The sequence below is a fragment of the Halopseudomonas sp. T1L2 genome (assembly GCF_055397385.1).
The window spans coordinates 3,425,342-3,441,481 of the sequence record NZ_AP040865.1; the positions used below are offsets into that span (position 1 = coordinate 3,425,342).

Annotated in this window: 12 protein-coding genes; 9 read left to right on the forward strand and 3 right to left on the reverse strand. The window is 61.6% G+C overall.

Annotated elements, in window-relative coordinates; translation table 11 throughout:
• Positions 1–184: 184 nt before the first annotated feature.
• The 3 genes from ACZ5WQ_RS16185 (at position 185) to ACZ5WQ_RS16195 (ending at position 5,141) form a co-directional block, all read left to right on the forward strand.
• Positions 185–1,975, forward strand: a complete 1,791-nt coding sequence (locus ACZ5WQ_RS16185) for an acyl-CoA dehydrogenase C-terminal domain-containing protein (protein ID WP_269688119.1) — start codon at positions 185–187, stop codon at positions 1,973–1,975.
• Positions 1,976–2,200: 225 nt separating this feature from the next.
• A complete protein-coding gene (locus tag ACZ5WQ_RS16190) occupies positions 2,201–3,979 on the forward strand; it encodes an acyl-CoA dehydrogenase C-terminal domain-containing protein (RefSeq protein ID WP_269688118.1) in 1,779 nt (592 codons plus the stop codon).
• Positions 3,980–4,130: 151 nt separating this feature from the next.
• The gene (locus ACZ5WQ_RS16195) at positions 4,131–5,141 is read left to right on the forward strand and encodes a class 1 fructose-bisphosphatase (protein WP_088277089.1); all 1,011 of its coding nucleotides are present in this window, start codon (positions 4,131–4,133) and stop codon (positions 5,139–5,141) included.
• A gap of 290 nt (positions 5,142–5,431) precedes the next feature.
• Here the strand turns inward: ACZ5WQ_RS16195 and ACZ5WQ_RS16200 are convergent, their stop codons facing one another.
• Together ACZ5WQ_RS16200 and ACZ5WQ_RS16205 are read right to left on the reverse strand one after the other, a co-directional pair.
• Positions 5,432–6,205 (reverse strand): 2-keto-4-pentenoate hydratase, encoded by a 774-nt coding sequence (locus ACZ5WQ_RS16200; RefSeq protein WP_464382678.1) that lies wholly within the window; start codon positions 6,203–6,205, stop codon positions 5,432–5,434.
• Entirely contained in the window at positions 6,202–7,110 is a 909-nt protein-coding gene (locus ACZ5WQ_RS16205) for a TauD/TfdA dioxygenase family protein (RefSeq protein ID WP_464382679.1), read from the reverse strand. Before ACZ5WQ_RS16205 ends, ACZ5WQ_RS16200 begins: the two co-directional genes overlap by 4 nt.
• A gap of 127 nt (positions 7,111–7,237) precedes the next feature.
• On the opposite strand from ACZ5WQ_RS16205, the gene ACZ5WQ_RS16210 reads away from it, so the two are divergent.
• The 5 genes from ACZ5WQ_RS16210 (at position 7,238) to ACZ5WQ_RS16230 (ending at position 13,466) form a co-directional block, all read left to right on the forward strand.
• Positions 7,238–8,302, forward strand: coding sequence for an AraC family transcriptional regulator (locus ACZ5WQ_RS16210; protein WP_464382680.1), 1,065 nt, complete (start codon positions 7,238–7,240; stop codon positions 8,300–8,302).
• 109 nt (positions 8,303–8,411) lie between these two features.
• The gene (locus tag ACZ5WQ_RS16215; protein ID WP_088277081.1) at positions 8,412–8,750 is read left to right on the forward strand and encodes a YegP family protein; all 339 of its coding nucleotides are present in this window, start codon (positions 8,412–8,414) and stop codon (positions 8,748–8,750) included.
• A 167-nt stretch (positions 8,751–8,917) separates the two neighbouring features.
• Positions 8,918–10,393 (forward strand): AMP nucleosidase, encoded by a 1,476-nt coding sequence (gene amn, locus ACZ5WQ_RS16220; protein ID WP_464382681.1) that lies wholly within the window; start codon positions 8,918–8,920, stop codon positions 10,391–10,393.
• A gap of 105 nt (positions 10,394–10,498) precedes the next feature.
• Positions 10,499–11,434 carry an SdiA-regulated domain-containing protein gene (locus tag ACZ5WQ_RS16225; protein WP_464382682.1) on the forward strand — a complete coding sequence of 312 codons (936 nt, stop codon included), beginning with the start codon at positions 10,499–10,501 and terminating at the stop codon, positions 11,432–11,434.
• Positions 11,435–11,549: 115 nt separating this feature from the next.
• On the forward strand, positions 11,550–13,466 hold the full coding sequence (locus tag ACZ5WQ_RS16230) for a metallophosphoesterase family protein (RefSeq protein WP_464382683.1): 1,917 nt from the start codon (positions 11,550–11,552) through the stop codon (positions 13,464–13,466).
• 146 nt (positions 13,467–13,612) lie between these two features.
• Here the strand turns inward: ACZ5WQ_RS16230 and ACZ5WQ_RS16235 are convergent, their stop codons facing one another.
• Positions 13,613–14,926, reverse strand: coding sequence for a serine hydrolase domain-containing protein (locus ACZ5WQ_RS16235; RefSeq protein WP_464382684.1), 1,314 nt, complete (start codon positions 14,924–14,926; stop codon positions 13,613–13,615).
• Between the two features lie 120 nt (positions 14,927–15,046).
• Between ACZ5WQ_RS16235 and ACZ5WQ_RS16240 the strand changes: the two genes are divergently transcribed.
• A complete protein-coding gene (locus tag ACZ5WQ_RS16240; protein WP_160003197.1) occupies positions 15,047–15,988 on the forward strand; it encodes a LysR family transcriptional regulator in 942 nt (313 codons plus the stop codon).
• Positions 15,989–16,140: the final 152 nt, after the last annotated feature.

Below are 16,140 nucleotides of genomic sequence, written 5' to 3' on the forward strand. Positions count from 1 at the left end.
GGGTTCCCGAAGCAATGGATGCAGTGCCTATGCTACAGCAGGATGCTTCCGGTGTTATGGCTCTCCATCAGGCGGGGTAATGGACGAGCCAAAACCTTGACCACAGGGACGGGCATCCCTAGTGTTCAAACACCTGTATGAAACCATGCTGCCAGTTCTGTCTGGCGCCCCCTGGAGAGTCGACATGCCTGAATATAACGCCCCCTTGCGCGATATGCGCTTCGTCATGGATGAACTGCTGGACATGACCGGCAGCTATGCTGCCTATGGTCTGGAAGATGCCACCCCTGATCTGGTCAGCGCGATCCTCGAAGAGGGCGCCAAGTTCACCAACCAGGTACTGTCTCCACTCAACCGCAGCGGGGACGAAGAAGGCTGCCATATCGAAAATGGTGTGGTTACCACTCCGAAGGGCTTCAAGGAAGCCTATCAGGCCTACTGCGAGAACGGCTGGGGTTCCATGACCGCATCGCCGGAATACGGTGGACAGGGTCTGCCGTCCTCGCTGGGTCTGATCATCAGCGAGATGGTTGCCTCGGCCAACTACTCGTTCAGCATGTACCCGGGCCTGTCCCACGGCTGTGCTGCGGCGATTGCAGCGCACGGTACCCAGGCGCAGAAAGACCTGTACCTGAGCAAGCTGACCCCCGGCACCTGGACCGGCACCATGTGTCTGACCGAGCCGCATTGCGGCACCGACCTGGGCCTGATCAAGACCCGCGCCGTGCCGCAGGCTGACGGCACCTACAAGGTCACCGGCACCAAGATCTTCATTTCGTGCGGCGAGCACGACATGGCCGAAAACATTGTCCACCTGGTACTGGCCAAGCTGCCCGACGCGCCAGCTGGCACCAAGGGTATCTCGCTGTTCATCGTGCCCAAGTTCCTGCCCGACGCCAACGGCGAAGTGGGCGAGCGCAACAGCCTGATCTGCGGCTCCATCGAACACAAGATGGGCATCAAGGCCTCCGCTACCTGCGTCATGAACTTTGACGATGCTACCGGCTTTTTGATCGGCGACATCAACAAGGGTCTGAACTGCATGTTCACCATGATGAACCACGCCCGTCTGGGTACCGGCATGCAGGGTCTGTGTCACGGTGAAGCGTCCTATCAGTCGGCGCTGGCCTACGCCAAAGACCGTCTGCAAATGCGTTCGCTCAAAGGCCCGGCTGCCCCGGAAAAAGCGGCTGACCCGATCATCGTTCATCCGGACGTGCGTCGCATGCTGCTGACCATGAAAGCGTTCAACGAAGGTAACCGCGCGCTGGCCTACCACACCGCCAGCCTGCTGGATCAGGCTCACTACGCGGCAGAAGAAGAGGCCCGCGCTGATGCCGAGGCCCAGCTGGCCTTCCTGACGCCGATCTGTAAGGCCTTTATGACCGATACCGGTCTGGAAGCCACCCTGCTGGGTCAGCAGATCTTCGGCGGTCACGGATTCATCCGTGAGTGGGGGCAGGAGCAGCAGGTGCGTGATTGCCGTATCGCCCAGATCTATGAAGGCACCAACGGCATTCAGGCCCTCGACCTGCTCGGTCGCAAGGTGCTGGGTAGCCAGGGCAAGTTGCTGAAAACCTTCACCAAGCAGGTTCACCTGCTGTGCAAGGAAGTGGAAGGCAACGCCACCTTTGGCGAGTACGCCAAGAAACTGGCCCAGCTCAACACCCAGTGGGGCGAGCTGACTACCGCCGTTGGTATGAAGGCGATGCAGAACCCCGAGGAAGTGGGCGCAGCGTCCGTTGATTACCTGGCGTTCTCCGGCTACGTTGTGCACGCCTACTTCTGGTTGAAGATGGCACTGGTCGCTCAGGCCAAGCTGGATGCCGGCACCACCGAGGTCGACTTCTACAAGGGCAAGCTGGCGACCCAGGCGTTCTACTACCAGCGTCTGCTGCCGCGCGCCCAGGCGCACGCCGAGGCGCTGAGCGCCGGTGCCTCTACTCTGATGGATATTGCTGTCGAGCAGTTCTGATCCATCCGTTGGTCCAGGAAACCCCGGCTTGCCGGGGTTTTTTATTGTCTGGCGTGCAGGCTTTGGGTAATGCTTGGCACGTCTGACCCTGATCTGCCGATGTTGCTTATGGTGACCAATCAATAATAAAAAGTCATAAAAAGACGCTACAGGTTTTTTTGTTGTCGATATACAATCTCCCGCCTGCGCCGGTATATCCCGGCACTGAATCATGAGGAGATATCCATGGCCGACTATAAAGCTCCCCTGCGCGACATGCGCTTCGTTCTCAACGAGGTCTTCGAGATCTCCAAGCTCTGGGCCGAGCTGCCCGGTCTTGCCGAGATTGTTGACGAAGACACCGCAGCCGCGATTCTGGAAGAAGCCGGCAAGGTAACCGGTGGTGTGGTCGCACCGCTGAATCGCAGTGGCGACGAGGAAGGATGCTCCTGGAACAATGGCGCCGTAACGACGCCGGCCGGCTTCCGGGAAGCCTACAAGACCTACGCCGAAGGCGGCTGGGTTGGTGTCAGCGGGGCGCCCGAGTTTGGTGGCATGGGCATGCCCAAGGTCATCGGTGCCCAGGTCGAGGAAATGGTCAACTCGGCCAACCTGTCTTTCGGTCTGTATCCGATGCTGACCTCCGGTGCCTGCCTGTCGATCCTCAACCACGCCAGCGAAGAGCTGAAGGAAAAGTACCTGCCGAATATGTATGCCGGTACCTGGGCAGGCTCCATGTGCCTGACCGAGCCGCACTGCGGCACCGACCTCGGCATCATTCGCACCAAGGCCGAGCCGCAGGCTGACGGCAGCTACAAGATTTCCGGTACCAAGATCTTCATCACCGGTGGTGAACACGATCTGACCGAGAACATCATTCACCTGGTACTGGCCAAGCTGCCTGACGCACCGGCTGGCCCGAAGGGTATTTCGCTGTTCCTGGTGCCCAAGGTCATGGTCAATGACGATGGTTCGCTGGGTGAGAGGAACTCCCTGTCCTGCGGCTCCATCGAGCACAAGATGGGCATCAAGGCCTCTGCCACCTGTGTGATGAACTTCGACGGCGCTACCGGCTGGATTGTCGACGAGCCGAACAAGGGCCTCAATGCGATGTTCACCATGATGAACTACGAGCGCCTGGGTGTAGGCATCCAGGGCCTGTCGCTGGGTGAACGCTCCTACCAGAATGCCATCGAGTACGCCCGTGATCGTCTGCAGAGTCGTGCGCCGACCGGCCCGGTCAACAAGGACAAGGCTGCCGACCCGATCATCGTTCACCCGGACGTGCGTCGCATGCTGCTGACCATGAAAGCGCTGAATGAAGGCGGTCGCGCCTTCTCCAGCTACGTTGCCATGCAGCTCGATACCGCCAAGTACAGCGAGGACCCGGCCACCCGCAAGCGCGCCGAGGAACTGGTTGCACTGCTGACGCCGGTTGCCAAGGCATTCCTCACCGACATGGGGCTGGAAACCACAGTGCACGGCCAGCAGATCTTCGGCGGCCACGGCTTTATCCGTGAGTGGGGTCAGGAACAGCTGATCCGCGACTGCCGTATCACCCAGATTTACGAAGGTACCAACGGAATCCAGTCGCTGGACCTGATGGGCCGCAAGATCGTCGGCAGCGGTGGGGCGTTCTACAAGCACTTCAGCGACGAGGTCAAAGCCTTCATTGCCAGTGCCGATGCTTCTCTGGCCGAGTTCACCGGCCCGCTGGAAGCGGCCATCGGCAACCTCGACGAACTCACCGCCTGGGTTATCGAGCAGTCGAAGGGTAACCCGAATGAAATCGGCGCGGCCTCGGTCGAGTATCTGCAGGCCTTCGGTTACACCGCCTATGCCTACATGTGGGCACTGATGGCGCGTACCGCCATGGCCAAGCAGGCGGAAGACGAGTTCTACGTGAGCAAGCTGGGCACTGCGCGTTTCTACTTCGCCCGTCTGTTGCCGCGTATCCACTCACTGACCTCGTCGGTCAAGGCGGGCAGTGATGCACTGTATTTGCTGACAGCGGATCAGTTCTAACTCGGATCGTGCCACGAAAGGCCCCGCTTCGACGGGGCTTTTTCGTTTCTGCGCGGCATTGTTGCTGTCGTCGGACCTATTCAGGAGGCGAAGCGCTGCCGGAGCGGGTAAACTGTGCGCGATTTTACTTTTCTCTCCCCGGAGCTTGCTCATGTCCCGTGTATCTCTCAGCCGCTACCTGATCGAACAGACGCGCAGTCACAATACCCCCGCCGACCTGCGTTTCCTCATCGAGGTGGTGGCGCGCGCCTGCAAGGAAATCAGCCATGCCGTATCCAAGGGTGCCCTTGGTGGTGTGCTGGGCAGCATGGGTACCGAGAACGTCCAGGGTGAAGTGCAGAAAAAGCTTGATGTGATCTCGAATGAAATCCTGCTGGAGGCCAACGAGTGGGGCGGCCACCTGGCCGGCATGGCGTCCGAGGAAATGGACAATGCCTATCAGATTCCGGGGCAGTATCCCAAAGGTGCCTACCTGCTGGTGTTCGATCCGCTGGATGGCTCCAGTAATATCGACGTGAACGTCTCGGTCGGTACCATCTTTTCCGTGCTGCGTTGCCCTGACAAGTATGTCGAGCAGACCGGCAGCCTCGATGAGCACGCCTTCCTGCAGCCGGGTACCGAGCAGGTGGCTGCCGGTTACGCCATCTATGGCCCGCAGACCATGCTGGTGCTGACCCTGGGCGATGGCGTCATGGGCTTTACTCTGGATCGGGAGATGGGCAGCTTCTTCCTGACTCACGAAAATCTCAAGGTGCCGACCAGTACCGCCGAGTTCGCGATCAACATGTCCAATCAGCGTCACTGGGAAGCACCGGTCAAGCGCTATGTTGACGAACTGCTGGCAGGCGTCGAGGGGCCGCTGAACAAGAACTACAACATGCGCTGGATTGCCTCCATGGTCGCCGATGTGCACCGCATTCTTACCCGTGGCGGCGTATTCATGTACCCGCGCGATGGCCGCGAGCCGGAGAAGCCGGGCAAGCTGCGCCTGATGTACGAGGCCAACCCGATGTCGATGCTGATCGAGCAGGCCGGTGGCGCCGCGACTAACGGTACTCAGCGCATTCTCGATATTCAGCCGGAGTCCCTGCACCAGCGGGTTGCCGTGTTCCTCGGCTCGAAGGAAGAAGTTGAGCGGGTTACCGGCTATCACCAGGGCTGAGCCGGGTCAGGCCGCCGGCCTGGTCGGGGCCTGATGACCCGATGTAAGCATTTGCTTACGCGTTGTGCTGGCGTTGGCCTATGGGCACACCCTGCGATGCTGCGTAGTATCAAAAGCGCTAGGAGCATCGCAGGAAGCGACCAGAACAACAGGGAACAGGGACGGTGCCTCGGAGGCACAACACATTAGGGATGATCAGGATCCTTTCTGCAAAACCTCGCCTCGGCGGGGTTTTTTCTTGCCTGCGATTTGTCCGGGGATACGTCAGCACGTACCCCCCGTTGCACCGCTCAGCCGCTGAAACGACAGCTCAAACTGCCCAGCGTGCCCATCTCTACTTCGGCCAGATCGCCGGCAGCAACCGGCTGCATGCCCGCCAGCGCGCCGGTCATGATGACGTCACCGTTGCGCAGGTGCTGCCCGGCAGTGACCATTTGATTGATCAGCCACAGGGCTGCATCCAACGGGTTGCCCATGCTGCTGCCGGTGTTTCCGCTGCCCACCTTTTCGCCGTTGAGCTTCAGGGCCACCGGCAGGTCATCCAGCTGCACGCTGTCTGCTGCAACGCACTGGCCCAGCACGTGGGCACCAAAGGACAGGTTGTCGGCTACCGCATCAGCCAGAGACTTCGGCCAGCCCTCATAGGCTGAGTCGCAAACCTCCAGCGCGGGCATCACACCTTCGAGCGCCGCGATCAGTTCGGCGCGATCGGCCAGAGGATCTTCGATATCGCGAGCCAGGCGCATCGCAACCTCAACCTCCAGTCGCGGCGCGATAAAGTCAGCGTGGCGCAGGGTGGCGCCGTCGTTATATTCGTTGGCCGCCAGCAGCACGCCGCGCAGCGGTTCGGCGACGCTGAGTGCCGCTCGGGCCCGGGCGTCGGTCAGCCCCAGCTTGTAACCGGCCGGCCGCGCGCCGTTCAGCTGGCGGGCGATCAGCGCGTGTTGTACCGCGTAGGCGGACGCCAGGTCGGTCAGGGCATACTCGGTGGCGATCGAGCCGCGCGGCATTCCGCTGCTGCGGGCTTCCAGCAGCGCCTCTGCGGCCTGTTCTATATGACTCATGCCGTTTCTCCCCGGCTCGGTTTTTCGCCGACAACCGTGGTGCGGAACATCTCGCGGCGCTTGCCGAAGTAGTCCGAAATGGGCTGATGCCAGACGCAGCGGTTGTCCCAGATCGCCAGTGTGCCCGGCGTCCAGCGCATGCGGCAAGTAAAGGCCGGGGCGGCGGCGACGCTGAACAGGTAGTCGAGCAGCGGGCGTGACTCCTCCGGCTTCATGCCGGCGATGCCGAGGGTATAGGCCGGATTGGCGAACAGTACCTCGCGGCCGGTTTCCGGGTGGCGAATGATCATCGGATGGGTGCGGACATCTTCATCGACGTTTTCGCCGAAGCGGATCTGCATGTTCTCGATGCCGGCGTTATGTACGGCCTTCGGGCCGTAACCGAACTCGGGGGTGTGGGTGCCGTCGAGCTGGCGCAGCAGATTGCGCAGGGTGGGAGACAGCCACTCGCAGGCCAGGTACATGTTGTTGAACAGGGTGTCGCCGCCGCTTTCCGGCACATCGTGGCCGTACAGCAGGGTGAAGGCCGGCGGCCGCTCCTGGAATGACCAGTCGCTGTGCCAGGCGCCGCCGAACACGAATGGGCTGCCTTCGCCGGCTTCCTTGAGCACATGCACCACATGCGGATGATCGGCCATCGGCTGCACATAGGGTTCCTTGCCGAACTTGCCGAAACGCAGCGTCACGGCTTCGAGCTGCTCGACGCTCAGGTTCTGGTCCCGGATGAACAGCACGCCATGGTCCATCAGTGCCTGGCGCAGATCGGCCTGTCCGGCGTCACTGAGGTTGTTGAGGTCGATGTCGTGGATGTCTGCACCCAGTGAGCCTGCCACCGGTACGGTGCGGAAATGGTTGCTGGAGCGGGCCTGATTATTTTTCGCCGTGGTGTAGAAGAACTCGGGCATGGCTGTCACCTGCAGTGGTCTGTCTTGTTGTTGATGTTTTTGTTCTGCCAGGCAAGATTGCGCCTGTGCGCGGTGGCTATCCATGATAATTTCTGCCATGACATGACAATAACTGCCACGAGGTTGTATGAACTGGCGTGAAGTACGTGATGCCACCAACGTGCGCCATCTGCTGAACACCGCGCGCAGTCTTGGCTGTTCCGTTGAAGCGTGTCTGCAGGGCAGCGGGCTGGACGAGGGCGTGCTGAGTGCCGGGGCCAGGATACAGCGCTGGCAGGAACTGGCCGTGATCCGCAATCTGGTGGCGCTGGCGCCGGAACCCGGTCTCGGGCTGCTGGTGGGCAGTCGATATCAACTGACCAGTCTGGGGCTGCTCGGCTACACCATGCTGGCCTGTCGCAATCTGCATGAGGCACTGGTGGTCAGTACCCAGTTTCGTGAACTGACGCTGTCGATCTGTCCGGTTCAGTTGCAGCCCTTTGACGGTGGCGTGCGCATGAGCCTGGACCACAGGGTACTGCCGCCGGATGCACAGGATATGGTTGCCGAGCGCGGGCTGGCAGTCTGGAAGCGCATCTTCGGTGAGTTGCTGCAGCGCCCCTTTGTGCCGTTTCGGGTGGAGCTGGCGCTGTCGCGCCCTGCCACCGCCGAGTGTTACGAGACCTACTTCGAATGCCCGGTGGTAATGGGTGCTGCCAGTAACGCGGTACTGATTGCGGACGCGGACCTGACCAGCGCCCTGCCGCTCGCCAACGAGCTTACCCGCAACGCCTGTGCGGCCCTGTGCCGGCAACTGTGTGATGGGCTTGAAGACGTGGTGTCGCCGTTCGCGCGGCAGGTTCTTCAGGTGCTGATCAGCCATTCGGGTGAACCTCCCGCCGCCGTCGAGGTGGCGGCGGCACTGGGTATATCCGAGCGTTCGCTGCATCGCCGGCTGGCGGCCGAGGGACAACCCTTTCGTCAGCTCGATGAGCGGGTGCGCGCGCGCCTGGCTGAACGCCTGCTGGGCGACAGTGATCTCGGACTGGATGCCATTGCCGCGCAGTTGGGCTACAGCGAAGCGGCCAGTTTTTCCCGTGCCTTCAAGCGCTGGACCGGCGTCTCGCCGTCGCACTGGCGTGCAGCTCAGCGGGCAGCAGCGCTGGGGCTTGAACCGTCTTCGCCGGCAGTTGTTCCGTCTCGGCAATATTAATAGGTCTCGATTGCGAGACAGTACGTATCTCCTGTCTATACTGACCAGGTCGTCCGCATCCGGGCGGATGCGCAGCTAGTCCACCGACGTTGGATAAGGAGTGCTTCATATGTCTGGTTGGTATGAATTGAGCAACAGCACGGACGGGCAGTTCCGCTTTGTCCTCAAGGCGGGAAACGCTGAAACCATCCTCACCAGTGAGCTGTACAAGACCCGCGCCAGCGCCGAGAACGGCATAGCGTCAGTACAGAAAAATTGCACGGAGGATGGGCGCTATGAGCGCAAGGAGGCAAAGGACGGACGCCATTTCTTCAATCTCAAGGCGGCCAATCATCAGGTGATCGGCACCAGCCAGATGTACTCCGCGGCGGCGAGCTGCGAGAAGGGCATCGAGTCGGTCAAGAGCAACGGCACCAGCGACGTCATCAAGGACAAGACCGGCAGCTGAGCTTGGCCTCGTTTTTGCCCCTGCCTGCTTGACGCGCCCTGTCCGGCAGGCTGGCCCGGTTGTGCCCGCTGTTGTCAGAGTGACTGGCCGGAATGTGCGGCCATCGCTTGTTGCAGACCGCACTGAGGGCGCAATATGGGGGCACGTGAACAACCCAGAGGCACCTCGTGAATCAAGTTTGTCCTGACGATTTTGTAAAGGTCGATTCCGCGGAAGCGGCGGTCGACCGCCTGGCCATGCTTTACCAGCAGGCCACCAATGCGCTGCGCAGCGCTCTCAAGCAGTACCTCAAGGATCGCACTCCGCCAAGTGCCGCGCACTGCGCGTTCCGCTACCCTGAGCTGCGGCTCACCTATCACTGCCAGGGTGAAGTGCCGAGCAGTGTGCGCGCCTACGCCAAGGTACAGGTGCCCGGCACCTACGCGGTAACCGTGACCCAGCCGGACGCCTTCCGTACCTACCTGCTGGATCAGCTGCGGCCACTGATGTCCGACTTTACCGTCACTGTGGAAGTGGGCCCGAGTCAGGCCAATATTCCCTATCCGTATGTGGTCGAACAGGGTGACGAACTGGGCGCCTCGGGCGTGACCGCTGCCGAGCTGGCGCGGGTGTTCCCGAGTACCGACCTGTCCGCCGCCAATGACGGCACCGCCGACGGCCTGTACGACTGGGAAGACCAGGACCCGCTGCCGCTGGCGTTGTTTGACGCCGCCCGCACCGACTTTTCGCTGCGTCGTCTGGTGCATTACACCGGCAGCGACTGGCGGCATGTACAGCCGTGGATTCTGCTGACCAACTATCACCGCTACGTGGATCAGTTCATCCGCCACGGGCTGAACATGCTGCAGGCCGACTCGCGCTTTCAGCGCATGGTGCTGCCGGGCAACGTGATGGTCGAGCGCGGTATGTCCGAAGGCGAAATGCAGGCGATCATCGAGTCGGTGGTCTGGCACCGTTTTCAGATGCCCGCTTACCACCTGCAGGGCAATAGCCCGAGCGAAGGCATCACCCTGGTCAACATCGGTGTGGGCCCGTCCAACGCCAAGAACATTACCGACCACCTGGCCGTGCTGCGCCCGCACTGCTGGCTGATGATTGGCCACTGTGGCGGCCTGCGTCAGTCGCAGACCATTGGCGATTATGTGCTGGCCCACGCCTACATGCGTCGCGACGGTATCCTCGACCGGGTGCTGCCGCCGAACATTCCGCTGCCGGCGCTGGCCGAGGTGCAGCAGGCGCTGCAGCAGGCCGCAGCCGAGGTCACCGGCGAGCAGGGCGATGATCTCAAGCGCCGCCTGCGCACCGGCACGGTGCTGACCTACGACGACCGCAACTGGGAGCTGCGCTGGGCCCAGGAGCGGCCGCTGATCAACCTGGCGCGGGCAATCGCAGTGGATATGGAAAGCGGCACCATCGCCGCCCAAGGCTATCGCCTGCGGGTGCCCTACGGCACCTTGCTGTGTGTATCGGACAAGCCACTGCACAGCGAGATCAAGCTGCCGGGCGCGGCGGGCGCCTTTTACGAGCGCGCCGTGACTCAGCATCTGCATATCGGCATTCATGCGCTGGAGCTGATGCGCAGCCAGCTCGATTCGCTGCATTCGCGCAAGCTGCGCAGTTTCGACGAGCCGCCGTTCCGTTAGCCAGCACTGCACTGTCACTGCCCTGTCACCGCTGTCGCCTAGTATCGGCCCGACAGCGAACAGGAGCAGGTTGGATGAAGCGGCATAACAGCAAGGGGCGTCTCCATGTCGGGCACGCTTGAATGGGGCGGGCCGCTCAGGCGCAGACGCTGGCCGCAACGCCTGCTGTTACTGCTGCTTGCCGCGAGTGTGATGGCGGCAGTCTTTGCGTGGCGATACACGCTGGTCGAGTTGACCGGATTCCGCTTCAGCGGTGCGGCGATCAGCGACGGGCGCGGCGTGTTCGGGCTTGCGGATTACCGGGTGAAGCATCAGGCACAGGTCATTGCCGGCATCGGCAATGACCTGTCCGGCATCACCCACGATGCCGATAACGACCGGCTGCTGGCGATCACCAACGCGGGCCCTGTTCAGGTACTGGCCCTTGACCGACAGGGCCGGCTGCTTGGCCTCTATCCACTGATCGGCTTCGAGGACCCGGAAGATCTGGCCTGGCTGGGCGACGGGCTGCTGTTGATTGTTGAAGAGCGGGTGCAGCGGTTGAATGTGGTCCGTCTTCCCGCGCATCCTGCCCCGATCAGGCGTGATCAGGCGCGGCAACTGACGCTGGGACTGGCCTTGTCGGATGACAACAAGGGTTTTGAAGGTGCCGCTTACGACCACCGGCGTGATCTGCTTTACGTGGTCAAGGAACGTGACGCCCAGCAGCTCTACCGCATCAGCGGCCTGCGTCCCACCCTGGCTGGAAATCTGCAACTCGATATCCGGGATCTGAGTGCCTGGGTCGATGCCGCCGGTGTGTCAAAAGACCTTTCCGCCATCACCGTCGAGCCTGACAGCGGCCACCTGTTGCTGCTCAGTGATGAGTCGCAGGTGGTGTTTGAACTGGGCTCTGACGGGGCGCTTCTCGACCGCCGCAGCCTGCGGGCTGGTGGCGGCCTTGATGCCGACATCCCGCAGCCGGAAGGCGTGGTGCTGGATAGCCGCGGCGAGCTGTTTGTCGTCAGCGAGCCCAACCTCTTCTATCGCTTCGTGCGGTAACTCCGCTGCTCCATGCAACATTCTTGTGATCAGAGTGTAACCGCTCTGTCTCGGGGCTTTCACAGCGCATCGGTAGCCTTTGCGACTCACTCATATGGTTCGTTAAGGATGCGCCATGTTTATTCGTACAGGATTGGTTTGTTTACTGGCGGCAGGTCTGTTGACCGGCTGCCTTTCGTCGGAAAGCAGTAGCAGCAGCGATGCTGGAGGGCCGCCGGTTGCGCCGGAGGCACCGACCCTGCGGGTCGGGATCATTCCCGATACCCAGGGCGGAGGTCAGAATGCGTCGGTGATGCCGATGCGTGCGTTGATGGAGTTTTACCGTGAGCAGGACGTCGACCTGCTGCTGATTGTCGGTGATCTGTCTGAGGAGGCCACTCCTGCCGAGTATGCCCAGTGGCGCAGTGTTGTCGACGATTACCGGGATGACTTCGTCATGCTGCCGTTGCAGGGCAACCACGATATCAAGGGCACTGATCAGGACTGGTATGACAACGTCAGTGACCTGATTCCGGACGACGCCATTCAGATGGCCGGTCAGGCAGACAAGAACTATGCCCTGGTGCGGGACAACGTGCTTATTGTCGCGGTTTCGTACGGACAGATTCCGTTCGCCTATGACTTTGTTCGGGAGATGATCGAAACCTACCGTGATCAGGTTGATCACATCATCGTGTCTTCCCATAACACCATGGTCGGCAGCCGTTACGGCAACATCCGCGAGCGTGCGGTAGAAGCCTATGACACCTCCGTCGGGGATCAGCAGTTTCTGCTGGTGCACGAGGATTATCGCCAGTTGTTTGCCGATAATGACGTCATCTATGTCGCCGGTCATGAGCATCAGTACCTTCGCAGTCTGATTTCGGGGTACTACGGTGGACACTACACCGAACTGGTCAGCGGTAACGCGTCCTACAAGGGCTACGACAGCCGCTATGGCGAGAGCGAACTGATCCAGCAGGTGGTCATGACCAAAATCAACGACGGCAGTGTCGATGGCACTCTCGACGTCAACGCCTCGATTCTGACGTTCAATGGCACACTGGTCGATTATCGCTCCTACTACGAAAGCCACACGATTCGCAGCAACGAAGATGGCATGCGCGAGCTGGCAACGCCGGACTGGAAGCTGATCGACCGCTTTACCCGCTCCGCCGAGCGTTGCGACAAGATCGTGTTTCCGGCGAGCATCCCCGCCGGCAATCAGTTGAACATGACCCATGACAAAAGTTACCGCACCAGTCTGTGTGTGGCCGGATCGGGAGAGGCGGCGCGGATTCTGGATGGCGAGAACCGTATATTCAATCGCTACGACACCCGCACCCGTACCACCAGCGTCGAGCCAGGTGTCTCAACCGCGCAGAGCAACTCTGCACTTGCCGCTCGCTACTACCGCTGGCTGCATATTCCCCATGCCAGCTATAACCCGAACCTGAACAACAGCCAGCGCGTGCGCCTGATCAACGCGGGCACGGAAGACGAAGAGGTGGAAATCCGCCAGACGACCATCGACCTCAAAAAGCAGGTATCGCTCAGCTGGGTAGCCGCGCGTGAGGGAGCAAAAAGTGCGGTTCTGCTGGTCAGCGGAATTCAGGGCCAGGATGGCACCTACAACGGTGCGCGTGGGGCGCAGAAGAGCCTGGCCGTCGACACCGGTTTCGCCGGCAGCTACGGAGATGGCAGCGAGCTGGGCAAACAGCCCTATTTGTTGCCGGAAGGCCGGGTCAACAGCAACTGGACGCTGGATGATGATTCGCGTGGTGATGACTTCGTGCTGCAATTCAACGTGCCGTCCGGCGCGGATGCCAGCAGCCTGCAGTTGGCTCGCTGGAATGATGCAGAGGGCAGCTGGGAGCCGGTGGTAGCAGCCGAGTGCCTCAGTGCACTGGACTACGACAGCAGCTATCTGACCAGCCTGCCGGCTGATGTGGGTGCCGAGTGCAGCACTGCTGCCGGCCTGGTGTCGGTAGGCGCGCCGCACTTCTGGGTGCGGCTGGATCGTGAGGGCGCCTTTGCCCTGATTGATCGTTGAGTGCAGCGGCTACCTGTGCGATGCAGGTAGCCCGGCTTTTTCCATGCCGCGCCGGATGCCCCTGGTATCCGGCGCGGTGCTTTTACGGGGCAACTGGATCGACCGGCAAAGCTGACCTTGCAGGCATGGCGCCTTTGCCAGTCCTGTTACGGTTTGCGCATCAGGTGTTGTGCCAGCGCGTTGTAGGCCGGTAGCGAGATCGGGTCGTTGGCGCCGTTGGCCGCCACCGGGTTGGAGGCGAAGCGGGCGATCACCATTTCTGCCTTGGGGTCGACGTAGATGGTCTGGCCGTGGATACCGCGCGCCGCAAACACGCCATGGTCGTTGTTCGACACCCACCACATACTGCGGTAGCTCCAGCCGGGCAGGGTGGCGTAACCGGCGGGGGCGAATTTGCTTTGATCACCGCCTCGGCGGATATCGGCAACCACCGCTTGCGGAATGATCTGCTGGCCGTTGAAGCGACCGTTGTTGCGCAGGGTTTCGCCGAACCTGGCCATGTCACGCAGGCTGGCATTCAGGCCGCCTCCAGCGAACTGGGTGCCGATCTGGTCAACCACGATGTAGGCGTCCTGTTCGGCGCCCAGCTTGCTCCAGATCCGCTGTTGCAACAGGTCGGCGAAGGAACTGCCGGTGGCGCGCTGAACGATCCACGCGAGGACGTCGGAGTTGACCGTCTTGTAGGCGAACACCTCGCCGTGCTGCCCCTCGGGCTGTACCTTCTGCAGAAAACCGTACAGGGATGTGGCGCCGTCATAGTCGGCCGGGCGCGGTATCAGGTTGCCGGCCCTTGAGTATTCCCAGATTTCGGCGCTCGGGTCGGAGTAGGTCTCGGAATAGCGAATGGCCGTGGTCATGTCCATCACCTGACGCACGGTGGCGTCGCCAAAGCCACTGTCTTTCAGCTCGGGAACGTAGTGCGAGACCGGAGCCTGCTCGTCCAGCACACCCTCTTCAACCAGCATCGCCGCCAGGGTGCCGATAAACGACTTGGTGACCGAGAAGGCCATGTGCGGGCGGTCGGCCTGCAGGGCGCCGAAGTACCGCTCATAGACCACCTGGCCGCGGTGCAGCACCACGATGCCGTCGGTGTAATTGGCTGCCAGCGATTGCTCCCAGCTCATCTGCGAGCCGTCGGCCAGCTTGAACTGCACCGCGTCAATGTCATCCCGGCGGGCGTCGGGCAATGGGCTGACGGCACCGGTGCCGCGGCCGACTGTCGCCGTCGGCAGCAGTTGGCGAATATGCGAGAAAGACCAGCGGGTCTGTGGAAACAGCAGGTAGTTGCGGGCGTTGATCTGTTTGTCGGCTGCCGGCGGGAAGCCCTGCATCCAGCCCATGACGTTCGGATCGCTGGCGCGGGCGTCGAGCGGTTGCTGGTCCGCCAGTGCCGGGCCGGCCAGCAGGCCGCCGAGCAGCAGGGACAGGCAGGTGTGCTGCCATCGGGTTGTGCGTTTCATGGGGTCCCCCCTTTTATCTTGTTGTTCTTGGCGGGCTGGCTGGGCAGCAGCCCCTTGGGTGGCAGTATTGGTTAGTGCTATACATCAGGTCCAATGCATATATTGCGAGTTATTGATGCAATGAGTTCATTAATTGATCTGAAGCGTCTCACTCACATGGTTCTGCTCAGTGAGGAGCTGCATTTCTCCCGGGCGGCCAAGCGTGCGCACCTGTCGCAAACAGCTTTCAGCCGCAGCATTCAGTCGCTGGAAAACGACCTGCAGCTGCGCCTGTTCGACCGGGGAACCCGCAGCGTGCAACTGACTGCGGCGGGCAGGCAACTGCTGGAGCAGGCCCGTGACCTGTTGCGACGGGCCGAGAGCCTGAGTGCGTCGGCGCAGTTTCTGGCCGATGCCGAGGGGGGCGAGCTGAACTTCGGCGTTGGTCTGCTGGCAGCGCACAGTTATATGCAGGAGGTGCTGCCGCGGCTGCGGCGTGATTGCCCGGGGCTGCGGCTGAATGTGGAGGTCGACCACTGGCAGAATCTGCTGCGTCTGCTGGAGCAGGAGCGCATCGAGTTTCTGGTCGGAGGTACCGGGCCGTTGCAGCCTCCGCCGGGTCTGGCGGTCACGCCACTGCCGGCTCGGGCCACCGCGATTTATTGTCGTGCGCAGCATCCGCTGCTGTCAGCCGGCCGTCCGGTTCGGGCCGAGCTGCTGGTTGACTACCCCTGGTCTGCCGCCTTGCTGGATGATGCCTCTTTGCCGCAGTTGCTGGCGTTGCTGGGGCTGTCATCCGAGGTCAGGCCACGGGCGTTGATGAGCTGCAACAGCCTGTCCCTGTTGCGCCATACCGTGCTTAACACTGACAGCCTGCTTTTTACCTGGGATGGCTGGCTGCAGGAGGATCTGGCTCAGGAAGCGCTGGTTGACCTGACGGCCTGGCTGCCGCCTGATCTTCCGGCGCTGCAATACCGTCTGCACAGCCACCTGATGCAGCTCGCCGATCGCAGTTTGTCACCACCTGCAAAGCGCGCCATTGCGATGATTCGCGAGGTCGCCGAACGGGAGTGTGGGCAGTAGTGCCAACGGGGCCGGCCGCTGGGCAATAGCGCAAGGCTTTCGGGGTTTTGTGCTATCGGCCCTGCCGTCGTGCTGGTTATCCTCCCTGCATTCTGTCCGTTTTTCACGACATTGGCGGCAGCTGTCCCGGCGTTTGTCATGCGTCTTGTTGA

Excerpts from the sequence above, each read along its gene's own strand:
- ACZ5WQ_RS16240 (WP_160003197.1), top strand. The coding sequence starts at position 15,047 with ATGAGTTCATTAATTGATCTGAAGCGTCTCACTCACATGGTTCTGCTC.
- ACZ5WQ_RS16215 (WP_088277081.1), top strand. The coding sequence starts at position 8,412 with ATGTCTGGTTGGTATGAATTGAGCAACAGCACGGACGGGCAGTTCCGC.
- ACZ5WQ_RS16235 (WP_464382684.1), bottom strand. The coding sequence starts at position 14,926 with ATGAAACGCACAACCCGATGGCAGCACACCTGCCTGTCCCTGCTGCTC.
- ACZ5WQ_RS16205 (WP_464382679.1), bottom strand. The coding sequence starts at position 7,110 with ATGCCCGAGTTCTTCTACACCACGGCGAAAAATAATCAGGCCCGCTCC.
- ACZ5WQ_RS16225 (WP_464382682.1), top strand. The coding sequence starts at position 10,499 with ATGTCGGGCACGCTTGAATGGGGCGGGCCGCTCAGGCGCAGACGCTGG.
- ACZ5WQ_RS16190 (WP_269688118.1), top strand. The coding sequence starts at position 2,201 with ATGGCCGACTATAAAGCTCCCCTGCGCGACATGCGCTTCGTTCTCAAC.
- ACZ5WQ_RS16230 (WP_464382683.1), top strand. The coding sequence starts at position 11,550 with ATGTTTATTCGTACAGGATTGGTTTGTTTACTGGCGGCAGGTCTGTTG.
- ACZ5WQ_RS16185 (WP_269688119.1), top strand. The coding sequence starts at position 185 with ATGCCTGAATATAACGCCCCCTTGCGCGATATGCGCTTCGTCATGGAT.
- ACZ5WQ_RS16200 (WP_464382678.1), bottom strand. The coding sequence starts at position 6,205 with ATGAGTCATATAGAACAGGCCGCAGAGGCGCTGCTGGAAGCCCGCAGC.
- ACZ5WQ_RS16195 (WP_088277089.1), top strand. The coding sequence starts at position 4,131 with ATGTCCCGTGTATCTCTCAGCCGCTACCTGATCGAACAGACGCGCAGT.
- ACZ5WQ_RS16210 (WP_464382680.1), top strand. The coding sequence starts at position 7,238 with ATGAACTGGCGTGAAGTACGTGATGCCACCAACGTGCGCCATCTGCTG.